The organism is Reticulibacter mediterranei (assembly GCF_016587455.1).
In genome coordinates, this window is record NZ_BNJK01000001.1 from 5,360,153 (window position 1) to 5,376,551 (window position 16,399).

At 52.8% G+C, this 16,399-nt stretch carries 14 protein-coding genes; 10 read left to right on the plus strand and 4 right to left on the minus strand.

Annotated features, from left to right (window positions below):
- Window positions 1-12: 12 nt before the first annotated feature.
- From pdhA to K3T83_RS23080, 5 genes are all read left to right on the plus strand, one after another.
- Window positions 13-1,092, plus strand: a complete 1,080-nt coding sequence (gene pdhA, locus K3T83_RS23060) for a pyruvate dehydrogenase (acetyl-transferring) E1 component subunit alpha (RefSeq protein ID WP_220205279.1) — start codon at window positions 13-15, stop codon at window positions 1,090-1,092.
- 5 nt (window positions 1,093-1,097) lie between these two features.
- Window positions 1,098-2,075: an alpha-ketoacid dehydrogenase subunit beta gene (locus tag K3T83_RS23065; protein ID WP_220205280.1), complete on the plus strand. Its 978-nt coding sequence runs from the start codon at window positions 1,098-1,100 to the stop codon at window positions 2,073-2,075.
- Between the two features lie 53 nt (window positions 2,076-2,128).
- Entirely contained in the window at window positions 2,129-3,427 is a 1,299-nt protein-coding gene (locus K3T83_RS23070; protein WP_220205281.1) for a dihydrolipoamide acetyltransferase family protein, read from the plus strand.
- 15 nt (window positions 3,428-3,442) lie between these two features.
- Window positions 3,443-4,792, plus strand: coding sequence for a dihydrolipoyl dehydrogenase family protein (locus tag K3T83_RS23075; RefSeq protein WP_220205282.1), 1,350 nt, complete (start codon window positions 3,443-3,445; stop codon window positions 4,790-4,792).
- 455 nt (window positions 4,793-5,247) lie between these two features.
- The gene (locus tag K3T83_RS23080; RefSeq protein WP_236064967.1) at window positions 5,248-6,369 is read left to right on the plus strand and encodes a hypothetical protein; all 1,122 of its coding nucleotides are present in this window, start codon (window positions 5,248-5,250) and stop codon (window positions 6,367-6,369) included.
- Window position 6,370: 1 nt separating this feature from the next.
- Here K3T83_RS23080 and K3T83_RS23085 read toward each other — a convergent pair whose 3' ends face one another.
- Entirely contained in the window at window positions 6,371-7,087 is a 717-nt protein-coding gene (locus tag K3T83_RS23085) for a hypothetical protein (RefSeq protein ID WP_220205283.1), read from the minus strand.
- 302 nt (window positions 7,088-7,389) lie between these two features.
- Between K3T83_RS23085 and K3T83_RS23090 the strand changes: the two genes are divergently transcribed.
- Window positions 7,390-8,493 (plus strand): aminopeptidase, encoded by a 1,104-nt coding sequence (locus K3T83_RS23090; protein WP_220205284.1) that lies wholly within the window; start codon window positions 7,390-7,392, stop codon window positions 8,491-8,493.
- A gap of 90 nt (window positions 8,494-8,583) precedes the next feature.
- On the opposite strand, the gene K3T83_RS23095 is transcribed toward K3T83_RS23090, so the two are convergent.
- Window positions 8,584-9,105, minus strand: a complete 522-nt coding sequence (locus K3T83_RS23095) for a GreA/GreB family elongation factor (RefSeq protein ID WP_220205285.1) — start codon at window positions 9,103-9,105, stop codon at window positions 8,584-8,586.
- 505 nt (window positions 9,106-9,610) lie between these two features.
- Entirely contained in the window at window positions 9,611-10,981 is a 1,371-nt protein-coding gene (locus K3T83_RS23100) for an alpha/beta fold hydrolase (protein ID WP_220205286.1), read from the minus strand.
- 157 nt (window positions 10,982-11,138) lie between these two features.
- On the opposite strand from K3T83_RS23100, the gene plsY reads away from it, so the two are divergent.
- On the plus strand, window positions 11,139-11,879 hold the full coding sequence (gene plsY, locus K3T83_RS23105; RefSeq protein ID WP_220205287.1) for a glycerol-3-phosphate 1-O-acyltransferase PlsY: 741 nt from the start codon (window positions 11,139-11,141) through the stop codon (window positions 11,877-11,879).
- On the opposite strand, the gene pgsA is transcribed toward plsY, so the two are convergent.
- Window positions 11,846-12,469, minus strand: a complete 624-nt coding sequence (gene pgsA / locus K3T83_RS23110; RefSeq protein ID WP_220205288.1) for a CDP-diacylglycerol--glycerol-3-phosphate 3-phosphatidyltransferase — start codon at window positions 12,467-12,469, stop codon at window positions 11,846-11,848. The genes plsY and pgsA overlap by 34 nt on opposite strands.
- Window positions 12,470-13,034: 565 nt before the next feature.
- On the opposite strand from pgsA, the gene K3T83_RS23115 reads away from it, so the two are divergent.
- The 3 genes from K3T83_RS23115 to K3T83_RS23125 all read left to right on the plus strand — a co-directional run bounded on the left by K3T83_RS23115 (window position 13,035) and on the right by K3T83_RS23125 (window position 16,375).
- Window positions 13,035-14,732 (plus strand): glycerol-3-phosphate dehydrogenase/oxidase, encoded by a 1,698-nt coding sequence (locus K3T83_RS23115; protein ID WP_220205289.1) that lies wholly within the window; start codon window positions 13,035-13,037, stop codon window positions 14,730-14,732.
- A 182-nt stretch (window positions 14,733-14,914) separates the two neighbouring features.
- Complete coding sequence (locus tag K3T83_RS23120; RefSeq protein ID WP_220205290.1) at window positions 14,915-15,127, plus strand: hypothetical protein; 213 nt, start codon at window positions 14,915-14,917, stop codon at window positions 15,125-15,127.
- Window positions 15,128-15,181: 54 nt separating this feature from the next.
- Entirely contained in the window at window positions 15,182-16,375 is a 1,194-nt protein-coding gene (locus K3T83_RS23125) for an MFS transporter (protein ID WP_220205291.1), read from the plus strand.
- The last annotated feature ends 24 nt before the right edge of the window (window positions 16,376-16,399 follow it).

Here is a 16,399-nt window from a genome sequence, read left to right on the forward strand (position 1 = left end):
AAGGAGCATGTCGTGACGATTCAACAGATTGGTTCCGAACTGACGGCCTATCAAATCCTCGACGTGGAGGGCAATCTGGTAGGCGCGATGCCAAACCTCAGCAATGAGCGTATTCTGGAACTCTACCGCATAATGCAACTGGGGAGGATGTTCTCTAATAAAATCATTGCGCTACAACGGCAAGGGCGGGCGACAACCTTTGGCTCGCTTGCCGGACAGGAAGCAACAACGGTCGGATTGGCCGCGCCCCTACAACCCCAGGACTGGCTGGCTACCTCATATCGCGAAATCGCCTCCTTGATCGTCAAAGGTGTTCCTCTCTCTACCCTGATCTACTCTTTCCGTGGCTTTACCGCCCCATATCCCCGAGAAACCCATTGTCTTCCTATTCAGATTGTTATCGGCACGCAGATGCCTCATGCCGTCGGGCTGGCGATGGCGGCGAAGATTGCCGGTGATCCCGTTGTCGCGGTTGGCGTCTGTGGTGATGGCGCGACCTCTGAGGGCGATTTTAACGAGGCGCTGAACTTTGCAGGTGTTTTCCAAGCTCCGGTCGTGCTGGTGGTGCAAAATAATGGCTGGGCTATCAGCGTGCCGCGCTCCCGTCAATCGGCAGCGGCCAGCTTTGCCTCGCGTGGTCCCGGCTTTGGCGTCCACTCGGTGCTGGTCGATGGCAACGATCTCTTTGCGGTCTACGATGTGATGCAACAGGCGGTTGAGCGAGCGCGTTCTGATCAGGGGCCGACGCTGATCGAGACGCTGACCTATCGGCTTGGCGCGCATACCACCGCCGACGATCCCACGCGCTACCGTGACGAGGCCGAGGTTGAGGCGTGGCGCTTGAAAGATCCCATCCTCCGCCTGCAACGCTTTTTGATGAAGCGCAATCTGCTTACCGAGGCGGACAATCAAAAGATTATCGACGAGATTGAAGAGGAAATCAATCGCGCCACCGATGAAGCGCTATCACTACCTGCACCGGCTCCCGATGCCTTTTTCGATTATACCGCCGCCGATCTCTTGCCACGATTGCAGGAGCAGCGCCAGGACTTGCTGCGTTACGCCACCCATCAGCAGAACGGAAGGAGATAGCAGCTATGCAGATGACGATGATTGAGGCGTTGAACTCCGCGCTCTCCCTTGAATTGGAACGCGATAAGCGTGTGGTGCTGCTGGGACAAGATATCGGCGTCAACGGCGGCGTCTTTCGTGTGACCGAACATTTGCAGAAGAAGTTCGGGGAGCGGCGCGTTTTTGATACGCCGTTGGCAGAGTCGAGCATTATTGGCAGCTCCGTTGGCATGGCGGTCTATGGTCTGCGTCCCATTGCAGAGATTCAGTTTGCCGGTTTTCTCTTTGTGTGTATGAATCAACTCGCTTCCCAGGCTGCGCGCATCCGTTTTCGCAGCGGTGGTGCCTATACCTGTCCGCTGGTTGTCCGTTCCCCGTATGGCGGCGGCGTGCGCACACCTGAACTCCACTCTGATAGCGTCGAGGGTCTCTTTTTGCAGGCTCCGGGCTTCAAGGTCGTGATCCCCTCGAATCCCTATGACGCCAAAGGTCTGCTCGCTTCGGCGGTTGCCGATCCCGATCCTGTGTTGTTTCTGGAAAATATCAAGCTTTATCGCTCGTTTCGCCAGGATACGCCGGAGGAGCACTATACCATCCCGCTTGGTCAGGCAAAGGCGGTGCAGGAGGGCGAGGATGTCAGCGTGTTCGCCTATGGTGCGATGGTGCCGGTAGCCCTAGACGCTGCGAAGAAAGCACAGCAGGAGTCTGGCACCAGCATTGAAGTGATCGATCTACGCACGATCTGGCCCCTGGATGAAACTGCTATCGTGGCATCGGTCGAGAAGACGGGGCGGGCGGTCGTCGTCCACGAAGCTCCACGAGCAGGTGGCGTTGGCGCTGAGGTCATTGCGATCATCAATGAACATTGCCTCTATTCGCTTTTGAAGCCCATTGAGCGTGTTACAGGTTATGATACGCCTTTCCCGGTGCCTGGATTGGAAGATTATTATGTGCCCACGTCGGCGAAGGTACTCGACGCAATCAAGCGGGTGATGGAGCCTTAGAAGCGTTGGGGTGATGGATCGACCCTATTCTGTAGAACTCAATGGAGAGACTTATGCATGAATTTATGCTGCCCGATCTGGGTGAGGGCATGCAAGAGGCCGAGATTCGTCGCTGGCTCGTGCAGCCAGGCGATACTATAAAGCGCGATCAAACGATGGTGGAGGTAGAGACCGATAAAGCGGTTGTGGAGATCCCCTCGCCGGTTGCTGGCAAGGTAGCTGCTATTCGCGTACCCGCTGGCTCAACGGCAAAGTTGGGTGAAGTGCTTGTTGTTTTTGACACTCCCGATGCGCCTTCCTCTTCGCCCGCTTCATCGTCCGATAGCGAGGTAGCAGTATCGGCGATGAAAGAGGAGAAGATTGTCAATACAAGCTCTAATGGAAAGAGCGCTCAGTTATCCAATGGGACCGCGAAGAGACAGCGTGTGCTGGCGGCTCCTGCTGTGCGCAAACGGGCGTTTGAATTAGAGGTCGATCTGGCGCAGGTGCCAACGTCGCAGCCACATGGTCGCGTCACGATGGATGATCTGGAAACGTTTGTGAGAGAGAGGAAGGACGCGCCTGCTCCCACAACTGCCGAACCCGCACATGCTGGTGTCGCAGCTCCCTCTCCAGCGCTCAAACTGCCAGAGACGGCGGTTGCTACGGTAGAGGAGGAGCGGCAACCGCTGGTCGGGTTGCGCAAACGCATCGCAGAGCATATGGAGCGTTCGTGGCGCATCATTCCTCATGCAACAGCTTTCGATGAGCTTGACGGCACTGAACTGGTAGCTTTGCGACAGGCGCTCAAGCCGATGGCGGAACAGCGCGGCGTCCGTCTCACCTATATGCCGCTGCTGGTCAAGCTTCTGCTCCCGCTGCTCAAAGAGTTTCCTATATTCAATGCGAGCCTCGATGAAGAGAGGCGCGAGATCATCTATAAGCGCGTCTATCATATTGGTATCGCAGCCGATTCGCCGGAAGGTCTGCTTGTGCCGGTTCTGCGTAATGCAGATCAACTCTCGCTAGTTCAGATTGCGCAACAGCTTGAACATCTCATCGCCGCTGCTCAGAAGCGCACGCTGGCATTGTCAGAGGTGTCGGGCAGCACGTTTACGCTCAACAATATCGGCAGCTTTGGCGGGAGTAGCGGAACGCCGATCATCAATTATCCAGAAGTGGCGATTCTCGCGGTCGGTCGCTTGCAGGAGAAGGCGATTGTGCGCAACGGTACGATTCTAGCGCGCACGATGATGCCGCTGGCGCTGTCGTTCGATCATCGCGTCATTGATGGGGCTATGGCTGGAAGGCTTCTGGCTCGCTTCAAAGATCTGGTAGAGCATCCTCAGCAATTACTGCTTGATCTGGTCTAAAGGAAAGGTGCAGCTATGGTTGTTGGCGATGTGACGACCGCCGTTGATGTGCTGGTGCTGGGGGCAGGTCCAGCTGGGTATGTGGCGGCGATTCGGGCGGCGCAACTGGGAAAACATGTTACGCTGATAGAGCCGGAACTGGCCGGGGGAACCTGCCTCAATCGTGGCTGTATCCCCCTTAAAGCGCTGCTCTCAGCGACCGAGCGCTATCAACAGACGGACCAGGAAGAGCTTGCCGCAATGGGCATCTGTGTGCAGTCCGTCTCGTTTGATTGGGCAAAGATGCAGGCGTGGAAGCAGAGCGTGGTGGAGCGCCTCGCCGATGGGGTGCGCCGCCTGATTGCTGGCAATAAAATCGATCTGGTCAAGGGAACGGGCTGGTTTCTCAACGCGGAAGAGGTACGCGTCGAGGGCGAATATGGCTCCCATCGTTTCAAATTCGATCACTGTATCATTGCAACAGGGGCAAGCCCTCGTCCTCTCGATGGCAGCATGACTCCCGAGCAGGCGCTTCAATCTACGGATTTGCCAGAACATGTGAGCATCTTTGGCGATGACTATATTGCGCTGGAACTGGCGACGGTTTTTGCACGCCTGGGTGCGCAGACAACGCTGCTGCTGCCTGGTGAGCAATTGCTTCCAGGCGTAGATCCCGTTGCTCTGCGTCTGGTTCAGGTTGGGCTACGCAAACTGCGCGTTCAGACTAGAACCAACATTGCGGTGAACGACCTGACAGAGCAACCTCTGATTGCCTCATGCGGCGTCGTGCCAAACACGGTTGGTTTGCATCTGGATGCTTGCGGGGTAGAGATCAACGATGATGGTAGTGTTCGCGTCGATACAATGATGCGCAGTAGCGTGGAGAACATCTATGCAGTCGGCGATTGTTGTAGCGCATCTTCAGGGGACAGGCTGGCAAGCGTTGCCATCAAGCAGGGGAAGGTTGCCGCCGAAGTGCTCGCGGGTCAGCGTGTGCAGTTTGCGCCGCTGGTGATCCCTCGTGTGGTGCATACGACGCCGGAGCTAGCCATTGCTGGCTATTCGGCGAATGAGGCGAATCAGGCCGGTTATGCGGTCAAAGTCGGGCGCTTTCCACTGGCGGCGAATGGTCGGGCGCTAACCTTGAACACTGATAACGGCGTGGTATTGCTAGTGGCAAATGCTGAGGATGAAGCGCTACTGGGAGCTACGCTGGTTGGTCCGCGCGCGGGTGATCTGATCGCTCAGGTGGCGTTGGCTATCGAGATGGGCGCGACGCTGACCGATTTTTCAGAGATTCTCTTTGCTCATCCCGGCCTGAGCGAAACGTTGCAAGAAAGTGCCGATTCAGCGCTTCAGCAGGCGATTCATATGCTAGCAAAGTAAAGCATCAAATTTCGTAGTCGAGCGATTTATCGCGGAGCGCTTGTTGTGTGATTCCCCCGCGATAAATCGCTCGACTACGAAAAAGGGGTATTACAGTTACTTTATTGATGAATTTGCGCAATGATGCTATACAAGATTTTCTTGTATAGCATCATTTATTATTATCTATCCTATTAATAAATATTTAATAGCGTTATGTGTGAAAATATGATATATTCTCATTGGTAAGTGCATAAATCTCATAATCACATCCATTTAGCAAGAATAGGCCGTATCAGTTTGTAATGTATACGAAGAAACTAGCAGATAGATACGGATGAGCATAAGTGCTGTCGTCCGCCTGCCAATTCAAAGAGCGTCATGGTTTTGTGCATTTTTAGCGTTGTTTTGTAGATGTTGGGATCAATGAAGAAGAGCTTTCATTCATTGATGTTATGATGGTAAGGAGTTTTCTTATGATGAACGCGTCGCCTGATGTAAGGCAGGGCAAAGTTGAGCAGGTCTCTCAAGAGAGCGTTGAGCCAGAGGCAAAGAGGCCGTCAGGAATTTTTGATTGGTGGTATCAGTGGACAGCGTTGCCAGAGCCGCCAGCCAGCGCGAGCTTCCTCAAGCGTGAAGAGGCACGCAAGGTGCGGCTGTTGAGTACCATTTTATTATTCTTTTTACCCACGCTGATCATAGTCTTGCCCACGACCTTTTTTATGCCAGTGATTTATGCACGTTTTGCTGATCTGGCATTGATTACTGCCGCGACAGTTTCGTTATTTTTGAATCGCGTTGGCAAGGTGACGATTGCTGCTCTTGTCCTCGTGATGGGATTTGAAGCTGCCCTGACGCTGGTAGTCTTAACAACCAATCCGCTTGATGCGACGGTATTTCAGGTCTATGATTTATACGCGATGGTCGAGTTGTTCGCCGCCTCGTTGCTGCCAGTACGCGGCGTGTTTGTGATTGCGGCCTGTAATTCTGTCTTTTTTTGGGTTGATCTCCTCTACCAAAAAGCGACTCCCACACTGGCACCGGCTGTGGCGCAGCAGTTTTTGCCTATTGTGTCGCGTCCTATCATTCTGGAATTCATTGTTGCGGCGGTCTCGTTTCTCTGGGTGTCTAGCGCCACGAAAGCGATCATGCGTGCTGACCGTGCAGAGATGGTGATCAACCTGGAACATGCGCTGGTTGACCAGAAGCGAGCATTAGAAGAGGGTGTTGCCCAGATTCTCCAGACGCATGTGGAGGTTGCCAACGGCAATTTAAATGCGCGGGCACCCCTCAACCAAAATAACGCTCTCTGGCAGATTGCGCGCGCTTTAAATGTCCTGCTGGTCCGATTACAGCGTGCCGCGATGGGGGAAAGAGATCTGCATCGCGTCGAGCAAGCAGTAACGCAATGCGTCAGTATTATCCAGCATGCCGATGAAGAGCAACTGCCTGCTCGCCTGCCCTTTACGCACACTGCGATAGATCCGTTGATCGCCGCGCTTCAGGGCAAAACGCTGGCGTACACTCAGGCACCATTTCTTCTGCGCAGCCACCCCACAAAAGCTCATATAGACGCTTCAAAGCCTCTTTCTCAATAACTCAGGAGTTATTGGAGGGATTATAAGAGAGCGTTGTCTCCAGGGCATCCAATACCTGCACGATGTCCTGGCAGACCTCCACCATCATCTGTGGCAGCCACTCCTCCGGGTGCGGCTCGTCGGGCAGTGCGTCGGGATTCTCCTCATCCTCGTCAAGCTGTGTGCGGCCATAAAATTGGAAGTCATCAGGCAGACCGTGTATGCCTTCGGGATGCCAGATTGGTAGGTCCACGCGCTGCTGAAGCATAAGCATATCGGGGCGCAAACGGTTCTCGTGTAGCATCATACTGATACCCGGTCGCGTTTCTGCTGTGCGTTTGCTGTTCTCACTGGCTCGCAACTTGAGCGTTTGAGTCAGCGAGAGCAGCATCTCTTCTGTGATGGTCGTACCATGTAGTGGAAGTGTATAGGTAAGTTCGATCACCAGAGAGGGGATCATCGTGGTATGTCGATGTGAGCAATCGGGTTTGGGTTCATGGAAGAAGTCACATAAGCTGGCTGGTCCTTCCAGAGAGAGAAGCGTATCGAGTGCGCCCCAACTGAGACTCAGGGTGCAGGTGCTACGCTGGTCTACATCCTCGCAAGGGCCAGCGTGACATGCGCAGGTAAACTCGCGTTCAAGTGTGCGGTTATTTGTCCAGTATTCCGGGTGGGTTATGAGTTGGATGCTGGCAGCAGCCTTCAGGAAATATCCAGTGACATCTTCAAATGTTAACACGTATTTGACTCCTTCTCTGTATCGCTCCGTTACGATATTTCCCGACTGCCATAATAGGGCATGTAGTCAATGCTCTGGTCGTACCCTATCTTTCATCAGATCCACCTCGCAGGCAGCACAATATACCAGCATTCCTCTACGGCGCATTTGTCTCCTATATTATCGGATGTCTCCTCTATGTGTCAATATGACGGGAAAAATGTTCTCACTGCATGGTTCTTGCTATCTGTGATACAGTGATAGCACATGCAAATGGGTGCCATTATTGCCCGATAGAAAACAATAAAAGGAGTCCTCTCATTATGGTTGATACTCGTCTTCAACGGATGGCTCGTGTCCTTGTCAACTATTCTCTTGGGATCAAAAAGGGAGATCGATTGGCGATTATGTCAGGGATACAGGCAGCGCCTCTGGTGCGCGAAATCGTTCGCGAGGCAATCCATGCAGGTGCATATCCTGAAACGTTTGTGAGCCTTCCTGGTGTGCAGGAGGTTCTCCTCAAAGAAGGCTCAGATGAACAGCTTTCCTATATTCCTGCCGCCCAGCGTATGATCTTTGAAGAATACGAGGCGATGTTACAGATATTTTCTCAGGATAACACCAAAGAGCTGAGCGGTGTAAACCCTGCACGTATGGCAATTGTGCAGCAGGCAAGGCGTGATTTGTCCCAGACCTATATGCGGCGCTCGGCTGAAGGATCGCTGCGCTGGAATATTAGCATGTTTCCGACTCAGTCCCACGCTCAGGATGCTGAAATGTCCCTGAGCGATTTTGAGGATTTTATCTATCGCGCCTGTTTCCTCGATGACGAAGATCCGGTTGCTCGCTGGCAAGAGTTATCGCAGCAGCAGGAGCGCCTCATCAACTGGCTCAAGGGTAAGCGTACTGTGCATCTGCTTGGACCGGATACCGATCTGACCTTCTCAGTGGAGGGACGCATCTTCGTGAATGACGATGGCCATTACAATCTGCCGGGTGGTGAGTTCTTTACCGGTCCCGTCGAAGATAGCGCCAATGGCGTGATTCGTTACAGCTTTCCCGCCTCGTTTGGTGGTCGCTCTGTCGAAGATGTGCGTCTGCGCTTTGAAAATGGTCGCGTCATCGAGGCGACGGCAGCTCAGGGTCAGGACTATCTCGATAAAATGCTTGGCCTGGATGAAGGCGCGCGGCGCATCGGTGAGTTTGCTTTTGGCAACAACCGCAACGTGGATCGCTGCACAAAAAACGTCCTGTTCGACGAGAAGATGGGCGGCACGGTCCATCTGGCTCTGGGTGCCAGCATACCTCAGTCGTTGGGCGTGAATCAGTCGGCGCTCCACTGGGATATGGTGTGTGATCTTCGCCAGGGCAGCGAGATTCGCGTGGATGGCGAATTATTCTCTAAAGATGGTCAGTTCGTCGTCTAATGGGATGATAGAGAACCCGGAAACGAGTTTGCCAGCATCTCGTTTCCGGGTCAAATGCGTTTTATGCGTTTGAAAAAGCGCGTTATCTCATTAGTACATGGGACGAATTGAGAGAATAGTGTAGACCGTGACGCCTCCAGGCGTGGTTACAGTGACATCATCCCCTTCTTTGTGTCCCACCAGAGCTTTACCCACCGGTGATTGATCGGATATTAAGCCTGCTTTGGGATCAGCTTCAAATGTTTCGACGAGTTTGAAGAGACGCTTGGAACCGCTTTCGGTCTCGACCTCCACCTGCGTACCGATACGTACAGTGAGTGGACCGTCTTCCTGCGTATGCATATCTGGTGCCATGATCTCTGCAATCGCCAGCAGTTGCTCTAATTGCAGGATTTCCCCTTCAACTTTCGCCTGCTCGTTTTTCGCATCCTCGTAGGCGCTACTCTCACTAATGTCACCAGCTTCTTTGGCTTCATGGATATAATCAGCAGTTTCTCTTCGCTTCACATTGCGCAAGTAATCCAGTCGCTCCATCTTTTTCGCGAAGCCTTCTGGCGTTAAACGAACCACTTTGCGCTCTGATTTGGCATCACTCTGTCCACCAATGCTCATTGCTAAACTCCTCCTGGTTTTGAGGCTCTCGACTTCTTGCAGGTCTTTTCCAGACTTTCTCCGCCTCCTAAGGTTGTTTCGGTTCTCTTCATGTATATTACTCTTTACTCACTACAACCCTCCCCTTTGGCATCCACATATACATGTGATAGTTTCTCTCAAGAGAACTCGCTCTCCATCCCCTGTACACCACTTTCCACAGCTTCTGGAAGAGAGGATGAATTCTCGGCAAGAGGATCGCGCCTGGCTATGCGCTCTCCCGAATGCCACTCTGGTTATGATCGAGGCTTCACTATTCTCCTCCGCGTTTCAATTTATCACAAAACGCAAGGGCTTAACACACATGAGGGAGATTATACGTTGTGATTCTCTGAACGTCAAGAGATTACAGCCCACTTTTTCGCGCGTTTTTGTGTATCTATAATCTTCTTTCTGTATATGAGATACAACGCCTCATTTTCCGTATCTTACATGCCGAAATTTTGCTACTGATAAGTATAACGGGTTACTTTTCTTTTCCGTTGCTAATAAAGCGGAAAAGCTGAGTGCCACAGATGGAGCATACTCCGCTCATTGCGCTCCGCCCCTTTTTCGTGACGATCTGTTTTGCGTCCAACATAACACGTTTCTGTCGGCACTTGACGCAATATGCTTCGATAGATTCTGCTTCTGGTACGTTGGTAGTCGCCTCTTCGGGTACATATTCTGGTTGTACCTGCAAGTCGGCAGGTTGCGATGATGCAGGGGATTCGCTCTCGACTTGTGCATGCGTATCAGCAACTTGCGATGGTGCAGGGGTTTCGGTCGCTATTGGGGTCTCGACACGAGCGGTGCTGGCGGGCAGTTCGGCCTGCTGCACGTTATTGGCTTGCACGTTTGCCTCAACTCCAGTAAGAGCGATGATTGCTTGCTGCTCTTTAGGGGCTGCCAGTTCGCCTAGCCATGTAGCAATGCTGTTCGTTATTTGCTCCGGGCGTCTTTCGTGGATGCGCTGTCCCTCACCATCTAAGATGATCTCGCGAGCGAGAAAATAGCTGCTGCCTGTCGGCGATGTTGTAATAGCTTTGTGGGCCTGCATTTCCCAGATCGTGAGAACAGGCCGGGTCACGTGCCCAAATAGGGCATGTACATCCAGATCTAACCGACCCACCAGCCATGCCAGAGCCGCATGCTCTGCACCAAACTGGTGGGCATTGACAAAGGCAGCTGCAAATTCTTCTTCGGCAACCTCTCTGCTCGTGCTTGTATACTGCCTCGCCACTATCTGACGCAAAATGATCCCGGTCGTGACGAGGGAGTAGACGAACAGGCTCGTGAACGGATTCAGGATCAGCGAAACCAGCCAGCCAGGTAATTGATTCTTTGTGAAGAGGGTGGTTGGCGACAGCAAGATAACTTGCTGGCACAGATCGGCCCTGTCAGCTGCCAGAGCGATGCTGTAATTGTTGCTCAGACCGCTGCCAACCACGATGGCTGGCTGACCGATGACATTAGCCACGAAGTCCTGGCAGAGTTGCGTGTATAGCTCTGCATTATAGTCCAGCGAGGGGCGATCCGATAGGCCAAAGCCGAGAAGATCTGGCACATACACACGATAGCGTTGTGCCAGACTGTTCACGAGGGGCTGCATCTCGTATGATGAGGCACCGATACCAGGAGCATGAAAGAGGACCAGTGGCGGCGCGTCTTCCGGCCCTGCAACTTTGTAGAAAATATGTCCATGTACCCATCTATAGAGGCGAGGCTCTCCTATCATCGTTGTATGCAACGGCTGAGGCGTGTTCCAGAGATAACGGAGGATCGCTGCCAGCCCACCAATCAGACTGAGCACCACCAGTTTTAGAAATGCTATCAGCAGGCGCATAACGGTGCGCATATACTTCTCCTTATATCTTTCCACTTCAATTCGTATCTGTAGTATAGCATAGGCACAATGAAACCTATCCGCTAGTAATTTAAGTGTAATCGGTCTATAATGGGGCCACAAAACATAGGAAGGTTTGCCTGACTATATTTTTTGAGGAGGCTAGGCCATGCTTGCTATGATCGGTTCGCTGCTCTTGTGCGCGCTCATCGCCTATTTGTGGGGATCAATCCCTGCTGGATACTGGATGGGAAAGCTCTTGCGCGGCAAGGATTTTGATATACGTCAATATGGGAGCCACAAAATTGGCGCAACCAATGTCTTGCGCACGCTGGGGAAGATTCCAGCATTGATCGTCTTTCTCTTCGATATTTCTAAAGGGATTGTTCCTTTGTTGTTGGCTATGTTGATTCCGCAGCTCAACGCGGCTGGTTGGGGACCAAGCGTTGCCGGTATTGCCACCTTGCTTGGTCATTGTTTCCCGGTCTTTATTGGCTTTAAAGGTGGCCGTGGCGTTGCGACGGGAGGTGGTAGCGTGCTGATGATCTCGCCACCGATATTTGTGATCTCGCTGATCACCACTATCGGCACCATTGCTATCTCGCGCTTTGTTTCGCTTGGCTCAATTGTTGGCGGCCTGACTACGGTTATATGCGGCATCGTCTTTTATTTTGTCAGCCGCGCCAATCCCACATTTTTTGTGCATGTGAGTCTGGCGCAATTGCTGTTTTTAGTGGTTGCCCCTTCTCTCGTAGTTATTTTTCACCACGATAATATCAACCGTTTGCTCTCTGGAACCGAGCGCAAGATTGGGCAGAAGGTTGCTGTCTCGCCAGAAGGGGCGGGGGAAGTACATCTTCTTTATAGTACTGTCGGCTACGATGCTTTTTTCTCTTGCTGCTCGCTCTGAAACAACGGGATAGCTCCGATCAGATATTCGATGCCAGAGAAGAGGGTCCAGATCGTTGCAAGCAGAATGAGTCCATCGGCGAGCAGCAGCAGCAGTTCGCTAACAACGAGCGTCTGGCTGTTGAAGACGAGCATGGGAGGGAAGAGCGAGAGGATATGGGCACCCAATCCTTTGGCCAGTAGCAGAGCGCCTATCGCAACCATCGTAATGAAGGTTTTTTGTTTTCCCCAGATGCCAGCAGGAATCACTTTTCCCCTGGCTGCTGCCATTGAGCGTAAACCTGTCACCAGGAATTCTCGTGTAATGATAATAAACACGATCCAGGCTGGAACCAGGCTAATCTGCACCATTGCGATCAGGATAGCCGACACAAACACTTTATCGGCGGTCAGGTCGAGAAACACCCCCAGCGAGGAGACCACTTTGAGGCGTCGGGCCAGGTAGCCGTCGAAAAAGTCGGTAATCGAGGCGAGCACGAAGAGCAGGGTGGCAACCAGAAAGGCCCACGATTGATCGAGCAACACCAGGATAAAGACGAGTACAGTTGCCACCAGGCGGCTCGCACTGAGCATATTTGGAAGTTGGCGCATAATATAAAATCCTCAACGTTGAGATACACGTGCAGGCAGGTGTGTTATAAAGTTTCCCTCCCCTATGTTGTGCTATCTCCAGCTAATTGACAACGATACCTCTGGCAATGAGCAAGCCTTCGTGTAGACTTGTCTTCTCTCATTTTCGACAGGGGTGTGTTGAGCATCTCCATTATAAGCGAACTTGCTCTCATTGTATAGCATCTATAGGCGATGGCCAGGGCTTTCCAATTCTCCCATCTAGCGGGAGTGCAGAGGGCTGCCGCCCTCTGCCGGGGTGCGGGGTGTCCCCGCAAAAACCTTTTTTCTTCTCTTTTGCGCGCCGTCGCAGGCGGCGCGCGAAGGAGGGAAGGAAACTGGGGACACCCCAGACCCCGGCAGGGAGACCCTGCACCCCTTTGAGCGGAGAACTGGAAAGCCCTGAGGCGATGGCTTGTCCTCGCCTATAGATAGATAGATCATTTCCCATTGCGAGTGGCAGGAAGCTTTCAAAATCTGATACACTTTGCTATAGCAAGAAACAGACCACTGTAGTTCTGATGGCAGGCTAACCCGGAGGTGTATCGTGCAATCATCTCAACAATCACTTTCTGCAAAAACGAGGCAACAGTATCTTGACTACATGGCAAGCGATCCGTTCGATGTTCTGGTCATTGGTGGAGGAATTACAGGTGCGGGAGTGGCTTTGGATGCAGCTGTGCGTGGCTATCGAGTGGCTCTAGTGGAGAAACAGGATTTTGCCAGTGGCACCAGCAGTAAGTCAACAAAGCTGGTGCATGGCGGTATTCGTTATCTGCCCAATTTTGATTTTGCGCTGGTCCATGAAGCGCTGACGGAGCGCGGCCTGCTGCTGCACAATGCTCCCTTTCTTGTACATCCTCTTCCTTTTGTGTTGCCGATTTATAAGGGCGACCGACACCCCGTTGGCATGCCTTTTACCACGCCCGGAGGCATTGGTCTGAGCAAGATCCTTAATCTTGGCCTCTGGCTCTACGATACGATGGCTGGTCGTCATAATATGTCTTCCCATCGCCATTTGAGCCGCGAGGAGGTGATGCAGGAGGCTCCGCTGCTCATTACAAAAGATCTGGAAGAGGGATTTGTTTACTATGATGGTCAAACGCACGATGCACGCCTGACCATGTCGGTGGTACGTACCGCTGCCAACTACGGTGCGCTGATCGCTAACTATGCTGAGGTGACGGGATTCCTGACAGAAGAAGGTCAGGTGCGAGGCGCACGTATCCATGATCGTCTGGCAGAGCGCGAATTTCCGCTGCGTGCCAGATATGTTGTCAATGCTACAGGTATCTTTGCTGAGCAGGTGGAGGAACTGATTGGCCTTCCAACTCACGTTCAGGTTGAACCAAGCAAGGGCGTTCACTTAGTCTTTTCGCGCCAGGATTTACAAATTGGCGATAGTGCGCTGGTGCTACCTGAAACCGATGACAGGCGCATTCTCTTTATCGTTCCCTGGGGATCGCGGGTACTATTTGGAACGACTGATACCGGCTCCGGCGATCTCGATGCACCCATTACGTCTCATGAAGACATTGAGTATCTCTTGCATCATCTCAATCGCTATCTCTCAGTCAAGCTAACGACCGACAATATTATCAGTACTTATGCAGGTTATCGACCTCTGGTGAGAACACGTGGCGGCAAGGATAATGCGCGACTTTCGCGCACCCACGCCGTTTTGCAGAGTCCATCTGGTCTGGTTACGATTGTTGGCGGCAAGCTTACCACCTATCGGCGTATGGCACAGGATACCGTTGATATGCTTGATCGTCGTGATGGACGCACGCCGCGCCATCTCACGCAACGCCTGCCCCTGCAAGGTAGTGTGGGTTGGCAGGTTGCTCGAGCAGCACTGCAAGAGCAGGCTGCCTCGCTGAACCTCTCAGCGGAAACGATCTCGCATCTCGATCAGAGCTATGGTACCGGGATGAAACAGCTTTTACAACTTATCGCCGACGATCCCGCGCTGAGCCAGCTGTTAATTGCCGATCTGCCCTATATCCGCGCCGAAGTTGTCCACGCCTGCCGGGAGGAGATGGCAATGACCCCTTACGACATGCTGGGGCGGCGTACTTCGATTACGCTGGAAGATCGTCAGCGCGGGCTGGGTATTGTTGATGATGTGGCAATGCTCATGGCAAAAGAGCTGGACTGGACCGCCACGCAGCAGGCCTCGCTCGTTGCCGCCTATCGTGCCAGTGTCGAGCATCAGGTTGAGGCAGAACAGTTGCTTATTCACTAGCCGTCACAACAGCTGAGCAGGCAGGCATTCCCGCGCATTGCCTGCTCTATTTTTTGCACGATTGCGCTCTTCTCCTTCCTAAATTTGCCGATTTCCTCCTGTTTGTGCGGTTTTATCGTTGACAAATGCGTTTTTGCTCGGGTATCATGGTTGTAGTACGCGGTTTCGTGTACAGGATTTGCATGGTACATGCGCTGATAGACGATAGACCTGAAGTATCGCAATCGGTATGTGCAGAAGATAGAGGAAGCGCACCCGAAGATGGCAGGGGCGATGGCTTGTTCCTCGCCCGGGAATTCACCAAACCGCCTGGGGAACTGGGCGAGGAACAAGCCATCGCCCCTGCCATCTTCGGCCTCATCCGAGAAAAGAGTTTGTGGATGCGCCAACAATGACAAGGCTGTAAGGTATGCACACCATGCCTTCAGGATAACAGGACATAAGTACGAATGGAAGAAACGGTAACTAAGAACCAGGAACGAATGATATTTGTGCGCGATGCATTAACCTGGCAGACATACATATTGCTGGGTATCTATGCGTATATTCAAGCCGGGCTGGGTCCGGTCATGCCCTTTCTAGGGAAAGAACTCCATCTCAACTACACACAGGAAAGTCTCCATCTGAGCCTGTTTGCGCTGGGAATGCTGCTGGCAGGTTTGTGCGGCGATTATGTTGCCCGTTATGGTGGGCATCGCATGACGTTCAATGGGGGCGCAATTGGTATGGCTCTAGGTGCAATTTGCTTCAGCCTGAGCCAGCAGCCTTTTTTCACGCTTGCCAGCGCATTTATCATGGGATGCCTCGGCTCGTTTCTCCTGGTTGATATTCAGACGGTGCTATCTGATCATCATGGCGAACACCGCACAATTGCGTTAACGGAGGCCAACATCGTTGCTAGCGGTGGTGCTGGATTGGCACCACTCTTGCTGGGCGCTCTCGTCCTGGTTGGCGTCAACTGGCGTGGTATCTTTGTCTTGCCGATAGTACTGATCGTTGCTCTGTTTTTTTGCCTGCGTCGCGTCGCCTTTCCAGAGATACGTCGGGGAGAGGCCGTCAAGCAGCATTCGTCTCGACAGCGTTTGCCCCTGGTCTTCTGGCTCTATTGGGGCATCATTGTGTTGAGTGTTTCCGTCGAGTTCTGTATGTCTTTCTGGGGAGCGCAATTTCTGGTCAGCGTGGTTGGTTTGCCGAGGGCGACCGCTTCCGTCGTGATGGGGCTGTTTTTCTTCATGGCGGTGATTGCACGCCTGATTGGTAGCCGTCTGGTGCGCTTTCTCCCTGCTGATAGATTATTGCTGCTCTTTCTCGCCGTCGTCTTGCTGGGTTTCCCTTTCTTCTGGCTTGGCCCCACAATACTTCTGCATATCCTGGGGCTATGTGTGACAGGGATTGGCGTCGCGAACCTGTTTCCCCTGACCCTTTCAGCCGCCATCCATCAGTCATCTGCCAGTGCAGATATTGCCAGCGCTCGCTGTACATTCGCGGCAGGATTGGCGGTGCTTGGGGCGCCATTGGCGCTCGGTTGGATGGCTGATGCGGTTGGCCTACAACCTGCCTATGGTATTGTACCAGTTCTGGTTGTGATTGCGGGCGGTATCGCATTCCTGGCTCGTAGATGGACAATAGCAAAGCGTTTTTGATATATATTGGTGTATTTAATGAAA

Bases quoted from the DNA above. Each gene is read 5' to 3' on its own strand.
- K3T83_RS23065 (WP_220205280.1), top strand. From the start codon at position 1,098: ATGCAGATGACGATGATTGAGGCGTTGAACTCCGCGCTCTCCCTTGAA.
- K3T83_RS23070 (WP_220205281.1), top strand. From the start codon at position 2,129: ATGCATGAATTTATGCTGCCCGATCTGGGTGAGGGCATGCAAGAGGCC.
- K3T83_RS23075 (WP_220205282.1), top strand. From the start codon at position 3,443: ATGGTTGTTGGCGATGTGACGACCGCCGTTGATGTGCTGGTGCTGGGG.
- K3T83_RS23080 (WP_236064967.1), top strand. From the start codon at position 5,248: ATGATGAACGCGTCGCCTGATGTAAGGCAGGGCAAAGTTGAGCAGGTC.
- K3T83_RS23090 (WP_220205284.1), top strand. From the start codon at position 7,390: ATGGTTGATACTCGTCTTCAACGGATGGCTCGTGTCCTTGTCAACTAT.
- K3T83_RS23095 (WP_220205285.1), bottom strand. From the start codon at position 9,105: ATGAGCATTGGTGGACAGAGTGATGCCAAATCAGAGCGCAAAGTGGTT.
- K3T83_RS23100 (WP_220205286.1), bottom strand. From the start codon at position 10,981: ATGCGCACCGTTATGCGCCTGCTGATAGCATTTCTAAAACTGGTGGTG.
- plsY (WP_220205287.1), top strand. From the start codon at position 11,139: ATGCTTGCTATGATCGGTTCGCTGCTCTTGTGCGCGCTCATCGCCTAT.
- pgsA (WP_220205288.1), bottom strand. From the start codon at position 12,469: ATGCGCCAACTTCCAAATATGCTCAGTGCGAGCCGCCTGGTGGCAACT.
- K3T83_RS23120 (WP_220205290.1), top strand. From the start codon at position 14,915: ATGGTACATGCGCTGATAGACGATAGACCTGAAGTATCGCAATCGGTA.
- K3T83_RS23125 (WP_220205291.1), top strand. From the start codon at position 15,182: ATGGAAGAAACGGTAACTAAGAACCAGGAACGAATGATATTTGTGCGC.